This window comes from Angustibacter luteus (genome assembly GCF_039541115.1).
Taxonomy (GTDB): domain Bacteria; phylum Actinomycetota; class Actinomycetes; order Actinomycetales; family Angustibacteraceae; genus Angustibacter; species Angustibacter luteus.
Genome location: NZ_BAABFP010000007.1, coordinates 102,330 through 120,893, shown reverse-complemented (window position 1 = coordinate 120,893; position 18,564 = coordinate 102,330). Strand labels below are relative to the sequence as shown.

The 18,564-nt window shown below is 72.0% G+C and carries 15 protein-coding genes; 11 read left to right on the top strand and 4 right to left on the bottom strand.

The genetic code is table 11. The annotated features are described in order from the left end of the window. Positions 1-123: 123 nt before the first annotated feature. The gene (locus ABEB17_RS14585; RefSeq protein WP_345717462.1) at positions 124-2,505 is read left to right on the top strand and encodes a putative bifunctional diguanylate cyclase/phosphodiesterase; all 2,382 of its coding nucleotides are present in this window, start codon (positions 124-126) and stop codon (positions 2,503-2,505) included. A 142-nt stretch (positions 2,506-2,647) separates the two neighbouring features. Here the strand turns inward: ABEB17_RS14585 and ABEB17_RS14580 are convergent, their stop codons facing one another. Then, positions 2,648-3,409 (bottom strand): isoprenyl transferase, encoded by a 762-nt coding sequence (locus ABEB17_RS14580; RefSeq protein WP_345717461.1) that lies wholly within the window; start codon positions 3,407-3,409, stop codon positions 2,648-2,650. A gap of 204 nt (positions 3,410-3,613) precedes the next feature. Between ABEB17_RS14580 and trhA the strand changes: the two genes are divergently transcribed. Then, positions 3,614-4,375, top strand: coding sequence for a PAQR family membrane homeostasis protein TrhA (gene trhA, locus ABEB17_RS14575; protein ID WP_378227126.1), 762 nt, complete (start codon positions 3,614-3,616; stop codon positions 4,373-4,375). Here the strand turns inward: trhA and ABEB17_RS14570 are convergent. The 3 genes from ABEB17_RS14570 to ABEB17_RS14560 all read right to left on the bottom strand — a co-directional run bounded on the left by ABEB17_RS14570 (position 4,372) and on the right by ABEB17_RS14560 (position 8,430). Beyond that, on the bottom strand, positions 4,372-6,474 hold the full coding sequence (locus ABEB17_RS14570) for a thioredoxin domain-containing protein (protein ID WP_345717460.1): 2,103 nt from the start codon (positions 6,472-6,474) through the stop codon (positions 4,372-4,374). The two genes, trhA and ABEB17_RS14570, sit on opposite strands and share 4 nt — an antisense overlap. A gap of 202 nt (positions 6,475-6,676) precedes the next feature. After that, positions 6,677-7,678 carry a Gfo/Idh/MocA family protein gene (locus ABEB17_RS14565; RefSeq protein WP_345717459.1) on the bottom strand — a complete coding sequence of 334 codons (1,002 nt, stop codon included), beginning with the start codon at positions 7,676-7,678 and terminating at the stop codon, positions 6,677-6,679. An 11-nt stretch (positions 7,679-7,689) separates the two neighbouring features. Next, entirely contained in the window at positions 7,690-8,430 is a 741-nt protein-coding gene (locus ABEB17_RS14560; protein WP_345717458.1) for a GntR family transcriptional regulator, read from the bottom strand. Positions 8,431-8,570: 140 nt separating this feature from the next. On the opposite strand from ABEB17_RS14560, the gene ABEB17_RS14555 reads away from it, so the two are divergent. Genes ABEB17_RS14555 through ABEB17_RS14515 form a run of 9 tightly spaced genes read left to right on the top strand, consistent with a single transcriptional unit; the run spans position 8,571 to position 18,520 of the window. Beyond that, a complete protein-coding gene (locus tag ABEB17_RS14555; protein ID WP_345717457.1) occupies positions 8,571-9,572 on the top strand; it encodes a Gfo/Idh/MocA family protein in 1,002 nt (333 codons plus the stop codon). Next, positions 9,569-10,528, top strand: a complete 960-nt coding sequence (gene iolC / locus ABEB17_RS14550; protein ID WP_345717456.1) for a 5-dehydro-2-deoxygluconokinase — start codon at positions 9,569-9,571, stop codon at positions 10,526-10,528. The genes ABEB17_RS14555 and iolC overlap by 4 nt, the downstream gene beginning before the upstream one ends. Then, positions 10,512-11,399: a Cgl0159 family (beta/alpha)8-fold protein gene (locus tag ABEB17_RS14545; RefSeq protein WP_345717455.1), complete on the top strand. Its 888-nt coding sequence runs from the start codon at positions 10,512-10,514 to the stop codon at positions 11,397-11,399. The genes iolC and ABEB17_RS14545 overlap by 17 nt, the downstream gene beginning before the upstream one ends. After that, complete coding sequence (gene iolB, locus ABEB17_RS14540) at positions 11,396-12,325, top strand: 5-deoxy-glucuronate isomerase (protein WP_345717454.1); 930 nt, start codon at positions 11,396-11,398, stop codon at positions 12,323-12,325. Before ABEB17_RS14545 ends, iolB begins: the two co-directional genes overlap by 4 nt. Further along, entirely contained in the window at positions 12,322-14,289 is a 1,968-nt protein-coding gene (gene iolD / locus ABEB17_RS14535) for a 3D-(3,5/4)-trihydroxycyclohexane-1,2-dione acylhydrolase (decyclizing) (RefSeq protein ID WP_345717453.1), read from the top strand. The genes iolB and iolD overlap by 4 nt, the downstream gene beginning before the upstream one ends. Then, complete coding sequence (locus tag ABEB17_RS14530; protein ID WP_345717452.1) at positions 14,286-15,185, top strand: TIM barrel protein; 900 nt, start codon at positions 14,286-14,288, stop codon at positions 15,183-15,185. The genes iolD and ABEB17_RS14530 overlap by 4 nt, the downstream gene beginning before the upstream one ends. Positions 15,186-15,206: 21 nt before the next feature. Beyond that, the gene (locus ABEB17_RS14525; RefSeq protein WP_345717451.1) at positions 15,207-16,223 is read left to right on the top strand and encodes a Gfo/Idh/MocA family protein; all 1,017 of its coding nucleotides are present in this window, start codon (positions 15,207-15,209) and stop codon (positions 16,221-16,223) included. Positions 16,224-16,261: 38 nt separating this feature from the next. After that, positions 16,262-17,761 carry a CoA-acylating methylmalonate-semialdehyde dehydrogenase gene (locus tag ABEB17_RS14520; protein ID WP_345717450.1) on the top strand — a complete coding sequence of 500 codons (1,500 nt, stop codon included), beginning with the start codon at positions 16,262-16,264 and terminating at the stop codon, positions 17,759-17,761. A 12-nt stretch (positions 17,762-17,773) separates the two neighbouring features. Continuing rightward, positions 17,774-18,520, top strand: coding sequence for a sulfite exporter TauE/SafE family protein (locus ABEB17_RS14515; RefSeq protein ID WP_345717934.1), 747 nt, complete (start codon positions 17,774-17,776; stop codon positions 18,518-18,520). Positions 18,521-18,564 lie beyond the last annotated feature (44 nt).

The window sequence follows — 18,564 nt, the reverse complement described above, 5'->3', positions numbered from 1 at the left end:
TCCCGGACGAACTCGCAGGGAGCGGGTCCGCCGTCTTCGACGCTACGCCGGGAGCCGGTCGGTCCCGGTGCAACACGCCGCACCGAACGGGTGAACAGCGGGTACTCCAGTCGGGTGCGTTTCGTGCCGAAGCATCTCGAGGGGGCCCGCCCGATCACGACTGCCAGGAGTCAACTCACCATGCAGGCCGCGCCCAAGGTGAAGTCCAGCGCGAGCTGGGCCTTCGACCTGATGGTCATGAGCGTCGGCGCCGCACTCGCGGCCGGCGCTGCGGTGGGTTTTGCCTTCTCCGGGAGCGTCGACGGGGTCTGGTTCGCCGCGTGCGCACTGTCCGTCCCGCTGATCGTGCTGCTCTCGCTGTTCCCGTTGCGCCTGTCCCGGCACGGCGTGGGCATCGAGGTCGGGTTCGAGTCCGCCGTCCTGGTCGCCCTCGTGGTGCTGCTCGGCCACCCGCTGGGCGCGCTGACCATCTGGGCCCTCGGTCAGACCGTGGCCCAGCTGTCCAAGCGCAAGCGGCTCGACGTGCGGCTGTTCAACGTCGCCATCACGGTGATCTGCGGAACCGCGGCCGTGCTGGTGATGCGGCTCGGTGACGGCCTCGGTCGGACGTCGCCCGCCGAGCTGCTCGCGGTGGGCGCCGGCTGCGTCGTGTTCTTCGTACTCGACCTGATCATCTCGGCCTTCTCCGTCGCGGTGGAGGAGGGTACGTCGCTGTGGGAGCAGGTGCGGCACAGCGGCGGCCTGCTGGCCGGCCTGGTGTTCGTCGGCATCGACAGCCTCGGCTACCTCGCCGCGCTGGTGGGCCGGGCGCTGCCCCCGTGGGCGAGCCTGCTGCTGGCCGTGCCGCTGGCGACCATCCTGATCGCGAGCCAGGCGCTGAGCCGGGCCGCCGAGCAGCGACGCCGGCTCAACAGCCTCTTCGACGCGTCCGGCGCGATCTTCGGGGCGTCGTCCGGCGAGGAGGTCCTGAGCCTGCTCGCCGAGCACGCCGAGGCCGTGCTGGACCGTCCGCAGACCGGCCTGCGGGACGAACCGCCGGGTGACCGCGAGATCGGCGCCCCGGTGACCGGTCTGGAAACGCCGTACTGGCTGGTCACGCCCAGCGCGACCCTGCGCCGCACCGACGGCGAGCTGGACCGGCAGGCCCTGGAGTCGCTGGCCGGGGTCGGCGCGCAGACCTTCGCCCGGCTGGACCTGGTGGCCGAGCTCGGACGCCAGGCCCGCACCGACCTCCTCACCGGGCTGCCGAACCGGCTGATGTTCACCGACCGGCTGGACTCGGCCCTGCTCGGCGCGAGCGCTCGCCGGCAGGTCGCCGTCCTGTACCTGGACCTGGACGGCTTCAAGTCGGTCAACGACCGGTTCGGCCACGCCGCGGGCGACGAGCTGCTGCGCACCGTGGCCGAGCGGCTGACCCAGGTGGTCGGGCCGCGGGACTGCGTGGCGCGGCTCGGCGGCGACGAGTTCGCGGTGCTGCTCAGCGACGTCGGGCACGTCAGCGTGGTCAAGCAGCTGTGCACGGACGTGCTGGCCGCGGTCCGCCGCGAGGCCGTCGTCGCCGGGCACGGCGTCATGGTGGGCACCAGCGTGGGCGTCGTGCTGTCCAGCGGCGGGGACTACGCCGCCGAGGTCATGCGCAACGCCGACATGGCCATGTACAGCGCCAAGAGCCGGGGCAAGAGCCAGTACCAGCTGTACGAGGAGTCGCTGGGCGCCGACCGCATCCTGCGCCTGGAGCTGATCGAGGCGCTCCGCACGGGCATCCGCGACGACCTCGTCGTGCACTACCAGCCCGTGGTGAACCTGGACACCGGTCGGATCGGCGGCGTCGAGGCGCTCGTCCGCTGGCGTCGCGACGGCGCCCTGGTGCCGCCGGACCTGTTCATCCCCGCCGCGGAGGACAGCGGCCTGATCGTGCCGCTCGGCCAGCGGGTGCTGCAGCAGGTGGTCGCGGACTCACCGCAGCTCGTCCGGGCCGCGGGTGGCCCCATCGACCTGGCGGTCAACATGTCCGCGCACCAGCTGCACGACCCGACGTTCGTGCCGGCGGTGCGGGCGGCGGTGGAGGCGTTCGGGGACTCCCGGCTCGTGCTGGAGATGACCGAGACCGTGCTCGTCCAGGACGACCCGCACACGGCCACGACGCTCGAGCGGCTGACCGGCGCGGGGGCCCGGCTGTCCATCGACGACTTCGGGGTGGGGTTCTCCTCGATCGGCTACCTGCAGCACCTGCCGGTGGACGTGGTGAAGATCGACCGCTCCTTCGTGCGGGACATCGACCACCTGCCGCGTTCGCGCGCGCTCGTCGACGCGATCCTGGTGATGGCGTCAGCGCTGGACCTGGACGTCGTCGCCGAGGGCATCGAGCGCGAGTCGCAGGCCGACGTCCTGCGGATGGCCGGCTGCAGCGACGGCCAGGGCTACCTGTACGCGCGGCCGCAGCCGCTCGCCGAGGTGCTGGCCACCCTGCGGGACCAGAGCTCGCTGTCCCGCCTGTCGTCCTGAGCCTCGGCCGTCCTGCGTCCGCCGCCCCCCCGTTGTTGATCACGTTCAGTGGGTCTACACCCGCTTCTCGAGGGTCGTTCGCCTCGAGAAGCGGCGTGTCGCCCACTGAACGTGATCAACAGCCGGCGAGGAGAGGGCCGGGTCAGGTGCCGAAGCGGCGCTCGCGCTGGCCGTAGGCCCGCAGGGCGCGCAGGAAGTCGACCTTGCGGAAGTCGGGCCAGTACGCCTCGCAGAAGTAGAACTCGCTGTGCGCGCTCTGCCAGAGCAGGAAGCCGCCGAGCCGCTGCTCGCCGGAGGTACGGATCACCAGGTCGGGGTCGGGCTGGCCGCGGGTGTAGAGGTGCTCGCTGATGTGCTCGACGTCGAGGATCTCGGCCAGCTCCTCGATCGACGTCCCCTTCGCGGCGTGCTCCTTCATCAGGGACCGGACGGCGTCCGCGATCTCGCGTCGTCCGCCGTACCCGATGGCGGCGTTCACCGTGCGGCCCTGGACGTGCCGGGTGCTCTCGTCGAGCTCCTTGAGCCGGCGCTGGGTGTCGTCAGGCAGCAGGTCGAGCGCACCCACCGGGTGCACCCGCCAGCGCCCGGTGGCTGCGATCCGCGAGGTGAGGTCCTCGATGATCGGCATCAGCGCCGCGAGCTCCTCGGGGGGGCGGTTGAAGTTGTCGGTGGACAGCAGCCACAGGGTGACGACCTCGACCCCGACCTCGTCGCACCACTCGAGCAGCCGCTCCATGTTGTCCGCGCCCGCCGCGTGGCCGGCCGCCGTGCCGGCGCCGGCCGCCCGCGCCCAACGTCGGTTGCCGTCGACGATGACGCCGACGTGCCGGGGGATCGAGTCGGCCGTCAGGGAGGCCGCCAGCCGGCGTTCGTAGACGCCGTAGGCCAGATCCCGCAGCCCCACTATCGTGCCCTCCGTCGTTCACGTTCGCGATACCCGTCCGGGCAGCCGCCGTCACGCTACTCCCGTAAGGTGGGCCTCGGCCGTCAGCGAGCCCTCGCTCGACGCTCACGCACGGCATCTTCACAACTGGCAGGGGCGAACGTGGTGCGGACCACTCAGGTTACGCGCTAGTAACTTACGCAACCGTAGGTTAGGGTGGAGCGCATGAGCCAGCAGCCCAGCGCCACGAACCAGAACCCTGGTGACGAGTCGCAGCGCGCCGGCATGGGCGAGACCGTCGGCGACGCGATGAGCGATGCCATGACGGCCGTCTCGGACGCCGTCGCCGCGGTGAAGCCCAAGCTGCGCGGCTGGTTGCACGCGGGCACGTTCCCGCTGGTCGTCGCAGCCGGGATCGTGCTCATCGCGCTGGCCCCCAGCCCGGCCGGCCGGATCACCGCGACCATCTTCACGTTGAGCGCCGCCCTGCTGTTCGGCACCAGCGCCCTGTACCACCGGGGCAACTGGTCGCCGCGCACCGCGATCCTGCTCAAGCGCATGGACCACTCGAACATCTTCCTGATCATCGCCGGCAGCTACACGCCGTTCGCGGCACTGCTGCTGCCTCCGGGCAAGGCGCGCACGCTGCTGCTCGTGGTCTGGATCGGCGCCCTGCTCGGGGTGCTGTTCCGGGTGTTCTGGGTGGGCGCCCCCCGCTGGCTCTACACCCCGGTCTACATCGCCCTCGGCTGGGTCGCGGTGTTCTACCTGCCGGCGTTCCTGCACACCGGGGGCGTCGCGCTGATCGTGCTGATCATCGTCGGCGGCGGCCTCTACACCGCCGGCGGTGTCATCTACGGCATCAAACGCCCGAACCCGAGCCCGCGCTGGTTCGGCTTCCACGAGATCTTCCACGCCTGCACCGTCGCCGCGTTCGTCGTGCACTACATCGCGGTCTCGTTCGCGGTGTACTCGCACCCGAGCTAGTCCAGGCCTTCCGCTCCCGGTCCAACGAACGCGCGCAGCCGCGCCGGATCGGACGTCGGGAGGTCGCAGACCATCGCGCGGCAGGCATAGGCCGCCGGGCGTCCGTCGACCAGGTCACGCTGCTCCAGCAGCGGGACCGCGGGGCGGGTGCCCGGCTCCCCCGCCGCCACCACCAGGCCGGGGGCGGTCCCGTGCAGTGCCGCGTCCCACAGCTCGCGCGTCGCCGGGTCGTCCAACGGGCCGACGACGGCGACCTCGCGCGGACCGTCCAAAGCCGCCTCGGCGACCGCTAGACCCCACCCGGCGAACCGCGGCGAGCTGGCCGCGACGCGGGCGATCAACGCGAGCGCGCGCTCGGCGGCGTCCCGGCTCGCGGCGTCGCCGCTGAGCGCGGACCACGACAGCAACGCCCCCGCGGCCGCCGCGACGCCGGAGGGGTACGCGTTGTCCGCCGGATCGGCCGGACGCCGGCCGCCGGCCGCCGCGAGCAGCGGGTCCGGAGCGTCGTACGCGGTGTCGCTGAAGCCGGTCGCGCCGTCCCAGAACCGTTGGCGCACCTGGTCCACCAGCTCGGACGCCGCCTGCGCCCACCGCGGCTCGCCGGTCGCCGCGTAGAGCGCCAGCAGGCCCTCGACCACGTCCCCGTGGTCCTCCAACGTGCCGGCCGGTGCGCCGGCCCGGCCACCCAGCGACACCCGGCGCAACCCGCCGTCGACCACGTGGACGTCGAGCAGCAGGCCGGCCGCACGAGCGGCCGCCTCCACCAGGTCCGGCCGCTCCAGCAGCGCGCCCGTCTCGGCCAGCGCGGCGACCGCCAGGCCGTTCCAGGCCGCCACGACCTTGTCGTCGCGGAACGGCTGCGGGCGGGTGGACCGGCTCTGCCGCAACGCGTCGCGCGCCGCCTGCCAGCGGTCGACGTCTTCCGACGGGGCGTCGACGTCGTCCACGTCGACCAGCAGCCGCAGCGTCGACGATCCGTGCTCGAACGTGCCCGCGTCGGTCACCCCGAACGCTTGCGCGGCCCAGGCCCCGTCGTCCGGGCCGAGCACCTCGACGAGCTGGGCCGGGGTCCACACGTAGGTGAGCCCTTCGACACCGTGGCCGTCCTCGCCGGTGGGGGTGTCGGCGTCGAGCGCGCTGGCCAGTCCGCCCTCGCCCGTGCCCAGTCGCTGCAGCATGAAGTCGCACGTCTCGAGGGCGATCCGTCGTCCCAGCGGGTCACCCGTCAGCCGCCACCAGTGCAGGTAGACGCGCGCCAGCAACGCGTTGTCGTAGAGCATCTTCTCGAAGTGCGGCACGACCCACGCGGCGTCCACGCTGTACCTCGCGAAGCCGCCCTCGAGCTGGTCGTAGGTGCCGCTGGACGCCATGTGCTGCAACGTGTTCGTGGCCATGGCGGCGGCGATGGCGCCACTGGTGCCGGGCTCCGTGCCGACGCGGGCGGCGTGCCGCAGCAACCACTCGAGCACCATGGACGGCGGGAACTTCGGCGCGCCGCCGAACCCACCGTTGCGCTGGTCGTGGTCGGTGGCGACCCGGTGCACGGCCTGCTCGAGGTCATGGGCGGTCGGCAGTTCGCCGGCCACTCCCCCGGTCGTCGCCCGCTGGTCGGCGAGAGCGCGGGTGATCCGCTCGCTGGCCGACTCGACCTCCTCGCGCCGCTCCCGCCACGCCTCGCTGACGGCCGCGAGCAGCTGGCGGAACGACGGCATGCCCTGTCGGGGGGTCGGTGGGTAGTAGGTGCCGGCGTGAAAGACCGTGCCGTCCGGGGTGAGGAAGACGGTCATCGGCCAGCCGCCGTGGCCGGTCATCGCGACGGTGGCCTCCATGTAGACGGCGTCCACGTCCGGCCGCTCCTCGCGGTCGACCTTGACCGCGACGAAGCCGGCGTTCAGGTCGGCCGCGGTGGCGACGTCCTCGAAGGACTCGTGAGCCATCACGTGGCACCAGTGGCAGGACGCGTAGCCGATGCTGAGCAGGATCGGCACGTCGCGCCGTCGGGCCTCGTCGAACGCCTCCGGTCCCCACTCCTGCCAGTCCACCGGGTTGTCCTTGTGCTGCAACAGGTACGGCGAGGACGCGCTGCTGAGCCGGTTCACGGCCGACCGCCGAACCCGCGAAGCCACACGAACAACCACCAGTCCCCGGTCGACTGGGCGGCTGGAGCCGCCCCTGCAGGCACCATCCTCACCCATCCGGGGCAACGCCACTCAGGCTGGGCGACTGACCCAGCTGGCCGACCCCTGTCGACCGCCCGCTCCGGTGTGCTCCCAACACCCGGCGATCGCCAGTGCATCGAGCTCAGCCGGCGGCGGTGATCCGGTCCATCGTGCGCAGGGTCTCGATGCTCGCCCGCAGTGGGCGGACAGACGACTCCGTCCGACCCTCCGCCAGGTCTCGGGCGACTGCGGCGGCCTCGAAGTGAAGTCCCTGGTGGCCCACGGCCGGCTCGTCCCAGACCAGCGGAGGGCCTCGCCGGTCGCGGACGACGAACCGGCCGGGCATGAAGAACGGCCCGTCGAGGATGATCCCTCCCTCGGTACCGGCGATCATCGCCGTCGTGGGCGTGATCGAGTCGATCGACGAGAACAGCGAGGCGATAGCCCCGACCGGCGACCGCAGGACCGCCCCGAACTGGGCCGTCACGTCGCCCGTTCGGGCGGCCAGCGCGGCGACGTCGGCGGGTTCGCCGAGGACCCACGTGGCGAGGCTGACCGGGTAGGTCCCGAGGTCGAGCATGGCGCCGCCGGCCAGGTCCGCGCGGCGGATGCGGTGGCTGTCGTCGAACCAGTCACCGAGGTCCGCCACGACCGACAACGGTTCACCGACGGCGCCGTCGTCCAGGACCTGCCGCAGCACGTCGAACTTGGGCAGGAACAGCGTCCACAGCGCCTCGACGCAGTAGACCCCCTGCTCGCGGGCGGCCGACGCGATGCGTTCTGCTTCGTCGGCGTTGACGCCCAGGGGCTTCTCGACGACGACGTGCTTGCCCGCGGCGATCGTGGCCAGGGCGGCTTCGAGGTGGTGGCTGTGCGGGGTGGCGACGTAGATGACGTCGACGGACGGGTCACCCAGCAGGTGCTCGTACGAGCCGTGCGCGACTGGCAGGCCGTGGTCCGCCGCGAAGGCGGCCGCGCTCCCTGGATTTCGCGACCCGACGGCGTGCGGCAGCTGCCGGGTGTGGGCACGCAGCGCCGTGACGAACCGCTCGGCGATCCATCCCGTGCCCATGACACCCCACCGCAGCGGCGGCGCGTCCCTGGACGGCGGCACCCGGCTCAACGGCAGCGACGACCCCGGCATCGGTGGCGCCGCTAGCGCTCGTCGACCATCAGGTTGATCTCGTACTCGGCCGCTCGGTAGCAGTGGCTGCCGAACTCCACCGCGTTCCCGGCCGCATCGAAGGCCATCCGGGTCATCGTGAGCACCGGCTGGCCGGCCTTCATGGCGAGCGCTCGCCGTTCCGTGGGCGTCGGCATCCGCGCGCCGATGGTCTGCTGCGCCACGACCGGACGCACTCCACGATCGCGGAGTGCGGCGTACAGGCCCTTGGCGGTGAGCTCGTCCAGGGTCAGGTCGCTGGTGGCCGGCGGCAGCCAGTTGTGCAGCAGCGCCAGTGGGGTGCCCTCGGCGCAGCGCACCCGCTGGACGTGCAGCAGCGGGGTGTCGGAGGGCAGGTCCAGGGCCATCGCGGCGTGGTCGTCCTGGACGACCTCGTGCACGAGGACCTGGGTGGTGGGCTTGCGCCCGTCCCGTTCGAGGTCGTCGAAGAGGCTGCTGAGCTCGAACTTGCGATGCACCTTGCGGTTGGCCACGGTCGTGCCGAGCCCGCGCCGGCGCACCAGCAGGCCCTGGTCGACGAGCTCCTGGATGGCGCGGCGCACCGTCGGGCGGGACAGCTGGAGCCGCTCGGCCAGGGCCATCTCGTTCTCGAACGGGTCCCCCGGCTGCAGTCGACCGTCGGCGACCGACGCCGTGAGCTGCTCGGCCAGCTGGTGGTAGAGCGGGACGGGCGAGGACCGGTCGATCGCCACCGGCACCCGTACGGCTGTCATGCGAGGAGTCTATTGAGGGACGTAAGAATGTCAATACAAAGTCTTGACGTAGACCCCGCCGTGCCAGGAAGGTTGATGGCACTGGTCCTCGAGCCGATCGCAGCCGGTGCGACGTGAGGGTCGTCGACGGAGGAGGAACCATGCGGATCGGACTGGCCGGCACGGGGCGCATCGGCGCGTTCCACGCCTCGACCTTGGCCGCGCTGGACGCGGTCGACGAGGTCGTCGTCACCGACGCCCTGCCCGAGACGGCGCAGCGGTTGGCGAGCGAGCACGGCTACCGCTTCGCGGCAGATCTGGACGAGCTGCTGGGCCAGGTCGACGCCCTGGTGATCGCGACGTCGACCGACGCCCACGCCGCCACGTTGCGTCGCGCCGTGCAGGCCGGCGTGACGACCTTCTGCGAGAAGCCGGTCGCCCGCACCCTCGAGGAGACCACCGACCTCCTCGACCTGGTCGCCAGCAGCGGCGTGCGCGTGCACGTCGGCTTCCAGCGGCGGTTCGACGACGGCTACCGGCGGGCCCGGGACGCGGTGCTCAGCGGTGAGCTCGGCTTCGTGCACACCGTCATGGCGTACACCCTCGACCAGGCCCCGCCGCCCGCCGCGTACATCCCCACCAGTGGCGGCCTCTTCCGCGACTGCAGCATCCACGACTTCGACATCCTGCGGTTCGTCACCGGCCGCGAGGTGGTCAGCGCGTTCGCGACCGGCGCCAACAAGGGCGAGGGCTTCTTCACCGAGGGCGGGGACGTCGACACCGCCGCCGCCGTGCTCCGGCTGGACGACGACACCCTGGTCTCGGTGTCGGCCACCCGGTACAACGGCGCCGGTCACGACGTTCGCATGGAGGTCCACGGCTCCCAGGGCACCGTCGGTGTCGGGTACGACGACTCACTGGCCGTGCGCTCGATGGAGGCCGGTGCCGACTACCCGCGCGGCCCGCAGCGGTGGTCGTTCATGGAGCGCTTCCTGCCGGCGTACCGCGCGGAGCTCACCGCCTTCACCGGGGTCGTCGCCGGGGCGCCGAGCCCGTGCACCGTGGCCGACGCGTTGGCCGCCTTCCGGATCGCGGAGGCGTGCGAGCTGTCCCGGCTGAAGGGCGAGCCGGTGGACGTCTCGCAGATCGGTGGCGCCCGGTGACGGACTACGACCTGGTCACCGTCGGGCGGACCGGCGTCGACATCTACCCGCTCGAGCACGGTGTCGGGCTGGAGGACGTCCGGACCTTCGAGAAGTTCCTCGGCGGCAGCGCGACCAACGTCGCGGTGGCGGCGGCGCAGTACGGCCGCGACGTCGCCCTGATCACCCGGACCGGCGACGACCCGTTCGGTCGCTTCGTCCGGCGCGAGGCGGAACGACTGGGGGTCGACCCGACGTACATCTCGTCCGGCGAAGGGCCGCCGACCCCGGTGACCTTCTGCGAGGTGTTCCCGCCCGACGACTTCCCGCTGTACTTCTACCGGTACCCGACCGCGCCGGACCTGCAGCTGACCACCGACGACCTGCCGGTCGCGGCGATCCAGCAGGCAAAGGTGTTCTGGCTCACGGTGACCGGGCTGTCCCAGGAACCGTCCCGGGCCACGCACTTCGCCGCGCTCGAAGCGCGCGGACGCCGGTCGCACACCATCCTCGACCTCGACTACCGCCCCATGTTCTGGGAGCACCCCGAGCAGGCCGGCGCGCAGGTCGCGAAGGCGCTGGAGCACGCCACCGTCGCGGTGGGCAACCGTGAGGAGTGCCGGGTCGCCGTCGGCGAGGAGGACCCGCAGCGAGCCGCCGACGCGCTGCTCGAGCGAGGTCTCGCACTCGCCGTCGTCAAGCAGGGGCCGAAGGGCGTGCTCGCGGCCACCGCCGACGAGCGCGTCGAGGTGCCGCCGTTCCCGGTCGAGGTCGTCAACGGGCTCGGCGCCGGTGACGCGTTCGGTGGTGCGCTGGTGCACGGCCTGCTCTCCGGCTGGGACCTGCGCCGGATCCTGGAGTTCGCGAACGTCGCCGGCGCGCTCGTCGCCGGCCAGCTCGAGTGCTCGACCGCGATGCCGGACCAGGCCACGGTGGAGTCGGCGCTGAAGGGACGGACCGTTGCGGAACCTCACTGAGATCCGGGCCCGTGAGCCGGGCCGGATCAGGGACGGGTGGGCATCGCGCGTCCGCCGCCCGCTGCTCGGGGACGACGGCCGGCTGCTGATCGTGGCGGCCGACCACCCCGCCCGCAACGCCCTCGGCGTGCGCGGCGACGCGATGGCCATGGCGAGCCGGATCGACCTCCTCGACCGGCTGGCGACGGCGCTGTCCCGGCCCGGCGTCGACGGCGTCCTGGGCACCCCCGACATCCTGGACGACCTGCTGCTGCTGGGCGCCCTGGACGGCAAGGTCGTGATCGGCTCGATGAACCGCGGCGGGCTGCAGGGTGCCGCCTTCGAGTTCGACGACCGGTTCACCGGCTACACGGCAGCGGAGATCGCCGGCCGTGGCCTGGACGGCGGCAAGATGCTCACCCGGATCTGCCTCGACGACCCGGGCACCGCCGCGACCCTGGAGGCCAGCGGACGGGCCGTCACCGAGCTGGCCGAACGCCAGCTGGTCGCGATGGTCGAGCCCTTCCTGTCCGTCCGCGAGGACGACCGGGTGCGCAACCTGCTCGACCCCGACAGCACCATCCGCTCGATCCACATCGCGTCCGGGCTCGGGGCCAGCAGCGCCTACACCTGGATGAAGCTGCCGGTGGTCGACGAGCTGGAGCGGGTCATGGAGGCCACGACCATGCCGACCCTGCTCCTCGGCGGGGACCCGGCCGGTGACCCCCAGGACACGTACGCGTCCTGGGCGAAGGCGTTGCAGCTGCAGGCGGTGCGCGGACTCGTCGTCGGCCGGGCGCTGCTCTACCCACCGGACGGCGACGTCGCCGCCGCGGTGGACATCGCGGCCGAGCTGGTGCACGGGACTGTGGAGTCAGGGGCGACCGCATGAGCACGAGCCAGTGGGTGCTGCCGCTGGGCAGTGCGGCCCGGGACGGCTTCGACGTGGTCGTCGACGACCAGGTCTCCGGCTGGACGCACACCGGCCTCCGGGTGGCGACGCTGGCCCAGGGCGATCGCGTGCGGGTGCCGGCCGGGCCGTGGGAGTACGTCGTCGTGCCCCTGTCCGGCTCGGCGGACGTCGAAGCGACCCTGTCGGACGGTTCGCCCCGGTCCGCCACGCTGGCTGGTCGGGCCAGCGTGTTCGCCGGGCCGACGGACGTCGTCTTCGCCCCCGCCGGCTCCGCCTGCACCCTGACCGGCGTGGCGCCGACGTCCCGGATCGCCGTCTGCGCGGCGCTGGTCGCCGGCGCGGGCACCGCACCCTTCCAGCACCTGGCAGCCGCCGACGTGCCGGTCGAGCTGCGCGGCGCCGGCGTCGCGTCCCGCGAGGTGCGCAACTTCGGCACGCCGGGCGTCCTGCAGGCGGACGCGATCATCGCGTGCGAGGTGATCACCCCAGCCGGGAACTGGAGCTCCTACCCGCCGCACAAGCACGACGAGGAGCGCGCGGGGGTCGAGACCGAGCTCGAGGAGATCTACTACTTCGAGTGCCAGGTCGAGGGCGCGCACGACGGGCGCGACGTCCGGACCGGCGCGGATCCCGTTGGGTACCAACGGGTGTACGGGACGGCGGACCGGCCGATCGACGTCTTCGCCGAGGTGCGCAGCGGCGACGTCGTCCTGGTCCCGCACGGCTGGCACGGGCCGGCCATGGCACCGCCGGGATACGACCTGTACTACCTGAACGTCATGGCCGGACCGGGCCCGGTCCGGGCCTGGCTGATCTGCGACGACCCCGCGCACGCCTGGGTCCGCGACAGCTGGGCGGGCCTGGACGTGGACCCACGACTGCGACCGCGAGAGGAAGCGCGATGAGCGACACCGTCCGGTTGACCGTGGCCCAGGCGACGGTCGAGTTCCTGGCCCACCAGTGGTCCGAGCGCGACGGCGAGCGGCAGAAGCTGTTCGCCGGCTGCTTCGGCATCTTCGGTCACGGCAACGTCGCCGGCATCGGACAGGCCCTGCTGCAGCACGAGACCGCCGCCCTGGCCGCCGGCTCGACGCCGGGCCTGCCGTACGTGCTGGCCCGCAACGAGCAGGCCATGGTGCACACGTCGGTGGCGTACGCGCGGCAGAAGGACCGCCTGCAGACGTGGGTGTGCACCGCGTCCGTCGGGCCGGGCTCGACCAACATGCTGACCGGCGCCGCGCTGGCGACGGTCAACCGGCTGCCGGTGCTGCTCCTGCCGTCCGGAACGTTCGCCACCCGTCGCTCGGCGCCGGTGCTGCAGGAGCTCGAGACCCCGTACGCCGGGGACGTCACGGTGAACGACGCGTTCCGCCCGCTGTCCCGGTTCTTCGACCGGGTGACCCGGGCCGAGCAGCTCCCGTCCGCGCTGCTCGGTGCCATGCGGGTGCTCACCGACCCCGTCGAGACGGGCGCCGTCACGCTCGCCCTGCCGCAGGACGTTCAGGCGGAGGCGTTCGACTGGCCGGTGGAGCTCTTCGCGGACCGGACCTGGCACGTCGCCCGACCGCCCGCCGAGCCCGCCCGCATCTCCGCCGCCGCCGCCGTGATCAGGTCGGCCCGGCGTCCCCTGATCGTGGCCGGCGGGGGCGTGCACTACTCGGGCGCCGAGGCCGCGCTGCAGGCGCTGTGCGAGGCGACCGGGATCCCGGTCGGCGAGTCGCAGGCGGGCAAGGGTTCGCTGCCGCACGGCCACCCGCAGCAGATGGGCGCGGTCGGCTCGACCGGCACCACGGCGGCGAACGCCCTGGCTCGGCAGGCCGACGTGGTGATCGGGCTCGGGACCCGGTGGAGCGACTTCACTTCCGCGTCGCGGACCGCGTTCGGCGCCGAGGGCGTGCGCTTCGTCAACATCAACGTGGCCGGCTTCGACGCCGGCAAGCAGAGCGGCCTCTCGGTCGTGGCGGACGCTCGGGAGGCCCTGACCGAGCTGACCCGGGCGCTCGACGGCTACGGCGTGAGCGAGGAGTACCGCGCCGAGCAGGCCGACCGGTGGCGCGAGTGGGACGCCGAGGTGGAAGCCGCGTACTACCCGCCGGCCACGGTCACGGACCAGCTCGCCGACGGCCTGCTCACCCAGGCCGCCGTGCTGGGCAGCGTGAACGAGCTCAGCGACCCGCGGGACGTCGTCCTGTGCGCCGCCGGGTCGATGCCCGGTGACCTGCACAAGCTGTGGCGCGTCCGGGACCGCAAGGCCTACCACGTCGAGTACGGCTACTCCTGCATGGGATACGAGGTGCCGGCGTCCATCGGGATCCGGCTGGCCGACGAGTCCCGCGACGTCTTCGCGATGGTGGGCGACGGCGGGTACCTGATGATGCCCACCGAGCTGGTCACCGCCGTCCAGGAACGCGTGAAGGTCATCGTCGTCCTCGTGCAGAACCACGGGTTCCACTCCATCGGCTCGCTGTCCGAGGAGCTCGGGTCGCAGCGGTTCGGCACCCGCTACCGCTTCCGCGACCACGAGTCCGGCCGGCTGGACGGCGACGTGCTCCCCGTCGACCTGGCCGCGAACGCGCGCAGCCTCGGCGTGCACGTGATCGAGGTCGGCTCACGCGACGAGCTCGACCAGGCGATCCGGCAGGCCAAGGAGGCGCCCGCCCACGGCGGTCCGGTGCTCATCCACGTGCAGACCGACCCACTCGTGCCCGCCCCGGACAGCGAGTCCTGGTGGGACGTCCCGGTCAGCCAGGTCGCCGAGCTGGAGTCGACCACCGCCGCCTACCAGCGCTACCTCGAGCACCGGACGCACCAGCACCCCTATCTCACCCCTACGACTGTCAGTAGCGAGTCCTCTGAAGGAGAGTCATGAGCAAGCCCGCCCTCATCGGCAGCGCACCGGACAGCTGGGGGGTCTGGTACGGCGACGACCCGGCCCAGGTGCCGTGGCAGCGCTTCCTGGACGAGGTCGCCGGCGCGGGCTACACCCGCATCGAGCTGGGTCCCTACGGCTACCTGCCGACCGATCCCAGCCAACTGCGGGACGAGCTCGACCAGCGCGGCCTCACGGTCACCGCCGGCACGATCTTCGAGCACCTGCACCGCAAGGACTCGTGGGAGACGACGTGGGCCGGGGTGTCCGCCGTCGCCGGGCTCACCGCGGCGATGGGCGCCCAGCACGTCGTCGTGATCCCGGACTTCTGGCGCGACCCGGCCACCGGCGACGTGCTCGAGGCGGCCGAGCTCACCGAGCAGGAGTGGCCCGCCTACGCCCGGCAGATCGACCGGCTGGCCAAAGCCATTCGGGACGAGTTCGGGCTGCAGATCCAGTTCCACCCGCACGCCGACAGCCACGTGGACACCCACCAGCGGGTGGAGCGCTTCCTGGCCGAGACCGACCCCGACCTGGTCAGCCTGTGCCTGGACACCGGTCACATCTCGTACTGCGACGGCGACAACCTGAAGCTGATCCAGGACTACCCCGAGCGCATCGGCTACGTGCACCTCAAGCAGGTCGACCCGCAGGTGATGACGAAGGTGCGCGTCGAGGGCCTCGGGTTCGGTGAGGCCGTCAAGCTCGGTGCGATGTGCGAGCCGCCGCGCGGCATCCCCGCCATGCCGCCGATCCTCGACGCGCTGGCGGCGCTCGAGCACGTCGAGCTGTTCGCGATCGTCGAGCAGGACCTGTACCCCTGCGAGCCGGACGTGCCCCTGCCCATCGCCACCCGGACCCTCGAGTACCTGCAGTCCTGCGGCCCACTGCGCTGACCTGACGAAGGAGACAGACCGATGCCCGAGACCGCGATCTCGACGCGACCGTTGCGCGTCGGGGTGGTCGGCGTCGGCGTGATGGGGGCCGACCACGCCGAACGACTCGCCAACCGCACGGCCAACGCGACCCTGGTCGCCCTCGCCGATCCCGACCTCGCACGGGTGCAGGAGCTGGCGGCCAGCTACTCGGACGTCACGGCCTACGCCGACCCGATCGAGCTGATCTGGGACGAGCGGGTGGACGCGGTCCTCATCGCCTCGCCCGGGTTCGTGCACACCGAGCAGCTGCTGGCGTGCATCTCAGCCGGCAAGTACACGTTGTGCGAGAAGCCGCTGACGATGGACGCGGCCTCCTCGAGGCAGGTCGTCGAGGCGGAGCGGGCGACGGGCCAGCCCCTGATCCAGGTGGGCTTCATGCGACGGTTCGACCCGGAGTACGTCGCCATCAAGCAGCTGCTGGACAGCGGCGAGCTCGGGCGCCTGCTGCTGCTGCACAACGTGCACCGCAACAAGGACGTCCCGGACACGTTCCGCTCGGAGATGATCGTCCGCGACTCCCTGGTGCACGAGGTCGACGTGTGCCGCTGGCTCTTCGGTGAGGAGATCGACGAGATCACCGTCTACTCACCGGCACCGACCAGCCGGGCCGCCGAGGGCGTGCTCGACCCGCAGGTGGCCGTCTTCCGGATGGCCGGCGGCGGCATGGCCACGACCGAGGTGTTCGTGAAGAGTGGGATCGGCTACGAGGTCCGCTGCGAGGCGAGCGCCGAGCTCGGCAACGCGACCGTCGGGCTCGGGCACGGCGTCTTCGTCCGGTCGAACAACCGTTGGGGCGGCGACGTCCCGGACGACTTCCGCGTCCGCTTCGGCACCGCGTACGACCACGAGGTGCAGGCCTGGGTCGACGCCACCCGGCGCGGCGAGATCACCGGTCCGACGACCTGGGACGGCCTCGCCGCCACCGTCGTGTGCGAGGCCGGCCTGGAGTCGCTGCGCTCCGGCGCGCCCGTGAAGGTCGTTCTCAACGTGTGTTAATGTTCTAACAAATAGCCCGTCGCCTCATCGGAGCCGTCATGACCGCCACGCGCATCACGCACCTCATCGCCGGCGACCCCTGGGAGGGCACGGCAGAGCGCACCAGCCCGGTCTACAACCCCGCCACCGGTGAGCAGACCGGCGTCCTCGACCTGGCCTCGGCCGAGCTCGTCGGCGACGTGGTGACCAGGGCCAAGCGGGCGTGGACCCAGGAGTGGGGCACGCTCTCCCTCGCCCGGCGCTCGCAGATCCTGTTCGCGTTCCGCGAGCTGCTGAACCGGGACAAGGAGCGGATCGCGGCGATCATCACGGCCGAGCACGGCAAGGTGCTCGACGACGCCCTCGGCGAGGTCAACCGGGGCCTCGAGGTCGTGGAGTTCGCCTGCGGCATCCCGCACCTGCTCAAGGGCGGCTTCACCGAGAACGCCTCCACCAAGGTGGACGTGTACTCGATGCGGCAGAGCCTCGGCGTCGTCGCCATCATCTCGCCGTTCAACTTCCCGGCGATGGTCCCGCTGTGGTTCGTGCCGGTCGCGATCGCCTGCGGCAACGCCGTCGTCATCAAGCCCAGCGAGAAGGACCCGAGCGCCACGATCGCCATCGCGGCCCTCTGGCGCGAGGCCGGGCTGCCGGACGGTGTGGTGAACGTCGTCAACGGCGACAAGGAGGCGGTCGACGCGCTCCTGACGCACCCGGACGTCAAGTCCATCTCGTTCGTCGGGTCGACGCCCATCGCACAGTACGTCTACGAGACCGGCACCAGCCACGGCAAGCGCGTGCAGGCCCTGGGCGGCGCCAAGAACCACATGCTTGTCCTGCCGGACGCCGACCTCGACCTGGCCGCGGACGCCGCCATCAACGCCGGGTTCGGCTCCGCCGGGGAGCGGTGCATGGCCATCTCGGCCCTGGTCGCGGTCGACTCCATCGCCGACGACCTCGTCGAGAAGATCAAGGACCGGATGGGCAAGCTGCGCACCGGCGACGGCACTCGTGGCTGCGACATGGGACCGCTCGTGACCCGGCAGCACCGCGACAAGGTCGCGTCCTACGTCGAGGCGGGCGAGGCGCAGGGGGCGTCGCTGGTCGTCGACGGGCGCCATGGCGACTTCGACGCCGACGGCGACGGCTTCTTCCTCGCACCGACCCTGCTGGACCACGTGGACGAGCAGATGAGCGTCTACACCGACGAGATCTTCGGGCCGGTGCTGTCCGTGGTCCGCGTGCAGACCTACGACGACGGCCTGGCCCTGATCAACCGCAACCAGTACGGCAACGGCACGGCCATCTTCACGAACGACGGCGGTGCGGCGCGAAGGTTCCAGAGCGAGGTCGAGGTCGGCATGGTGGGGATCAACGTGCCGATCCCCGTGCCCGTGTCCTACTACTCCTTCGGCGGCTGGAAGAACAGCCTGTTCGGCGACAGCCACGCCCACGGCATGGACGGCGTGCACTTCTTCACCCGCGGCAAGGTCGTCACCTCGCGCTGGCTCGACCCCAGCCACGGCGGCCTGAACCTCGGGTTCCCGCAGAACGACTGACGAGGTGGACCGCTGACCGGGATCTCCGCCGACGCCTGGGTCCTCCTGGCGCTGGCGGCCGTCCTGATCGGCTTCGCGAAGACGGCGATCGGCGGCCTGGCGTCCGTGTCGGTCGCGGTCTTCGCCCTGGTGCTGCCGACCCGGGAGTCGACCGCAACGATCCTGCTCCTGCTGCTGGTCGGCGACGTGATCGCCGTCTCGCACTACCGCCGGGACTGCGACTTCGGGCTGCTCCGGCGGCTGATCCCGGCGGTGATCCCCGGGCTGCTGCTCGGGACGCTCGTCCTGGCCCGGGTCGACGACGTCGTCCTGCGCCGCCTGATCGGCGCGATCCTGCTGCTCCTGCTCGCCCTCCAGCTGCTCATCAGTGCCCGGGACCGGCACCAGACGCAGGCGCGCACGTGGTCCACCGCGGCCACCGCAGGGGTCGGCGCCGTCGCCGGCTTCACGACGATGGTCGCCAACGCGGGCGGGCCCGTGATGACGCTGTACCTGTTGTCGCAGAAGGTCGACAAGATGCGGTTCCTGGGCACCATCGCCTGGTTCTTCTTCTGCCTGAACCTCTGCAAGCTCCCCTTCAGCGCGGGGCTCGGCCTCATCAACCGCTCGACGCTGGTGACGGCGGCCGTCCTCGCGCCCGGCGTGGTCCTCGGCGCGGGCGTCGGGGTGGTCACCGCGCGGCGCCTGCGGCAGCAGACCTTCGACCGCGTCGTGCTCGTCGCCTCCGTCCTGAGCGCCATCCCCTTGCTGCTCCCCTAGCTCCCTCTCCAGGGCTTCGGAGCGGCCCGTCGGGCTCCCCGAAT